Genomic DNA, 2,859 nt, shown 5'->3' on the forward strand with positions numbered 1-2,859 from the left:
CCAGGGCATCGCACTTGCCGGCGGAACGGTTCCACACGGCCAGTTCGCAGTCCGCGGCCAGCAGGCGCTTGCAGAGGGGCAGCCCCATGAGGCCGATGCCGATGAAACCGATGCGCATGTCCGACTCCCGGAGGTGCAGGGGGCGCCAGTTTGCCCCGTCGGGCGGCATGGAGGAAGAGCAGGATGCTCGCGAGCGGATGCGGGCGGTGTGACGCAGGCGCCCGGCCGCGTATCGGAAGTGGCCGGGCGGCCGGGCAAGATGCTACTGTTGCCGGGTTGCCCCGGGCCGTTGTCCGCCGTTTCCGGCGGGGTCGATCGGGGTGTTGTCACCGCTGCCCGCACCACCACAACACGCTCACGGAGAAAAACAAGATGAGTGCTTTCGAACAGGCCCAGCTCGACGTCAAGACCCTCACCAAGCGCCCCGCCAACGAAGACATGCTGGCGCTCTACGCCCATTTCAAGCAGGCATCTGCCGGTGATGCCAGCGGCAGCCGCCCGGGCATGTTCGACATGGTCAGCCGCGCCAAGTACGACGCCTGGGCCGCGCTGAAGGGCATGAGCAAGGCGGCGGCCGAACAGGCCTACATCGACAAGGTCAATGCCCTGCTGCAGACCCACAAGTAATCGCCCCGTGCGGGGCCGCCGCCCTTGCCTGTCGCGGCGGCCTCGTTTCCAATAGCGTCTTCCCTTCCTGATCGCGGCAGCAACATGGTTTCTTCTTCAGCACCCTTGCAGGACGCCACTTCGGCCTTCAATCTCAAGGGTGGCTCGTTCACCGCCACCGTGCTCGAGCTGCTCTCCGTCCGGCCGGAGCACCTGCGTGCCCAGCTCGCTGCGCGCACGCTGGATGCCGCCGCCTGGCTGCAGCAGTCACCGGTCATCCTGAGCCTGGAAAAAGTGGCGGATGAAGCCGCCGACTGGGCGGCGCTGGTCGCGCTCTGCCGCGGTCATGGCGTCAGCGTGGTCGGCGTGCGTGCGCCCAAGTCCCTCCAGGACGGCCTGAAGGACCTGGGTGTGCCGGTGCTGTCGACGCTGCGGCGCAAGGGCGCCGAAGTGTCGCTGGATGGCGAGCCCGAGGTGGCGCCGCAATCGTCCGCCGCCGCGCCGGCGCAGGCTGCTGCGCAGACCCGCGTCATCACCCAGCCGGTGCGTGGCGGCCAGCAGATCTACGCCGCCGGCGACCTGGTCGTGCTGGCGCCGGTGAGTGCCGGCGCCGAGGTGCTGGCCGACGGCCACATCCACATCTACGGCCCGCTGCGCGGCCGCGCGCTGGCGGGTGTCCAGGGCAATGCCGAGGCCCGCGTGTTCTGCCAGGCACTGGAGGCGGAGCTGGTGTCGGTGGCCGGTCGCTACCGCGTGGCCGAGGATCTGCGCAAGAGCGGGCAATGGGGCAAGCCGACGCAGGTCCTGCTCAGTGCGGATGTGTTGAACCTGCAGGGACTTTGAACAATACTGGCGCAAATTTCACGTCATCGGCGGCGTACGTCGCGGCGTTGACGCATTCATCATGGGTTCTTCATTTTCATCAAAGGCCGGGCGGAGCCCCGGCGTCGGGGATGCTGTCTTGGCAAAGATCATTGTGGTGACTTCCGGCAAGGGTGGTGTGGGCAAGACCACCACCAGCGCCGCCATCGGAACCGGCCTGGCCATGCGCGGCCACCGCACGGTGCTGGTCGATTTCGACGTGGGCCTGCGCAACCTCGACCTGATCATGGGCTGCGAGCGGCGCGTGGTGTATGACTTCATCAACGTCATCCAGGGCGATGCCAGCCTCAACCAGGCGCTGATCAAGGACAAGCGCCTGGACAACCTGTACGTGCTGGCGGCCAGCCAGACCCGCGACAAGGACGCGCTCTCTGTCGAGGGTGTCGAGCGCGTGATCAATGATCTGGCGGCGCAGTTCGATTTCATCATCTGCGACTCGCCGGCCGGCATCGAGAAGGGTGCCCACATGGCCATGTATTTCGCCGACGAGGCGATTGTCGTGACCAATCCGGAAGTGTCTTCGGTGCGCGACTCCGACCGCATGCTGGGCCTGCTGTCGAGCAAGTCGCGCCGCGCCGAGCAGGGCCTGGAGCCGATCCGCGAGTCGCTGCTGCTGACCCGCTACAACCCGACGCGCGTGGAGACGGGAGAAATGCTCGCGGTGACCGACGTCGAGGAAATTCTCTCGATCAAGCTGCTGGGGGTCATTCCCGAGTCGCAGGCCGTGCTCAAGGCATCGAACCAGGGTGTCCCGGTGATCTTCGACGCCGAGAGCGACGCCGGGCAGGCCTACAGCGATGCCGTCGACCGCCTGCTGGGCGCCGATGTGCCGCACCGTTTCCTGGAAGTCCAGAAAAAGGGCATCCTGCAGCGACTGTTCGGAGGCTGACATGAGTTTCATGGATTTCTTCCGCAGCCAGAAAAAGCCGACCACGGCCGCCATGGCGAAGGAGCGCTTGCAGATCATCGTGGCGCACGAGCGTGGTCAGCGCAATCGGCCGGACTACCTGCCGCAGCTGCAGCGCGACATCCTCGAGGTGATCCGCAAGTACGTGCCGATCAGCGAGGACCAGGTGCAGGTCGATCTCGACAGCCAGGGCAACTGTTCCGTGCTGGAACTGAACATCACCCTGCCGGATCGCTGATGCCGCCGCCACCGGTCATGAGCCGGCGGCAGGATGCGGAGACATGAAAAAAGGCGGGGCGCCAGAAGCGCCCCGCCTTTTTTCATGTCCTGGCGAAGCAGGCGCTCAGCGGCGGACCAGCTGGCCGCCCTCCAGGCGCACGCGCTCGCCCACGCTCACCTGCGGGTCGACCGGGTAGCTGTACACGTCGCTGCGGCCGTCTTCGAACTGCACGCTGACGTTCCAG

5 protein-coding genes are annotated in these 2,859 nt (G+C 66.5%); 4 read left to right on the forward strand and 1 reads right to left on the reverse strand.

What is annotated here, in order from left to right:
• On the reverse strand, positions 1–169 hold a 169-nt coding region (locus C5O18_RS11185; protein ID WP_420884486.1), incomplete at its 3' end, for an NAD(P)-binding domain-containing protein.
• A gap of 203 nt (positions 170–372) precedes the next feature.
• Here C5O18_RS11185 and C5O18_RS08240 point away from each other — a divergent pair.
• The 4 genes from C5O18_RS08240 to minE all read left to right on the forward strand — a co-directional run bounded on the left by C5O18_RS08240 (position 373) and on the right by minE (position 2,633).
• Positions 373–627, forward strand: a complete 255-nt coding sequence (locus C5O18_RS08240; RefSeq protein WP_105193065.1) for an acyl-CoA-binding protein — start codon at positions 373–375, stop codon at positions 625–627.
• Between the two features lie 105 nt (positions 628–732).
• Positions 733–1,449: a septum site-determining protein MinC gene (gene minC / locus C5O18_RS08245; RefSeq protein WP_241146789.1), complete on the forward strand. Its 717-nt coding sequence runs from the start codon at positions 733–735 to the stop codon at positions 1,447–1,449.
• Between the two features lie 118 nt (positions 1,450–1,567).
• Positions 1,568–2,377: a septum site-determining protein MinD gene (gene minD / locus C5O18_RS08250; protein WP_105193069.1), complete on the forward strand. Its 810-nt coding sequence runs from the start codon at positions 1,568–1,570 to the stop codon at positions 2,375–2,377.
• Position 2,378: 1 nt separating this feature from the next.
• Complete coding sequence (minE, locus tag C5O18_RS08255) at positions 2,379–2,633, forward strand: cell division topological specificity factor MinE (RefSeq protein ID WP_105193071.1); 255 nt, start codon at positions 2,379–2,381, stop codon at positions 2,631–2,633.
• Positions 2,634–2,859 lie beyond the last annotated feature (226 nt).

It is taken from the genome of Amnimonas aquatica, assembly GCF_002943415.1.
GTDB classification, from domain to species: domain Bacteria; phylum Pseudomonadota; class Gammaproteobacteria; order Pseudomonadales; family Moraxellaceae; genus Perlucidibaca; species Perlucidibaca aquatica_A.

Coding starts and splice junctions, on each gene's coding strand:
- C5O18_RS08240 (WP_105193065.1), top strand. CDS start 373: ATGAGTGCTTTCGAACAGGCCCAGCTCGACGTCAAGACCCTCACCAAG.
- minE (WP_105193071.1), top strand. CDS start 2,379: ATGAGTTTCATGGATTTCTTCCGCAGCCAGAAAAAGCCGACCACGGCC.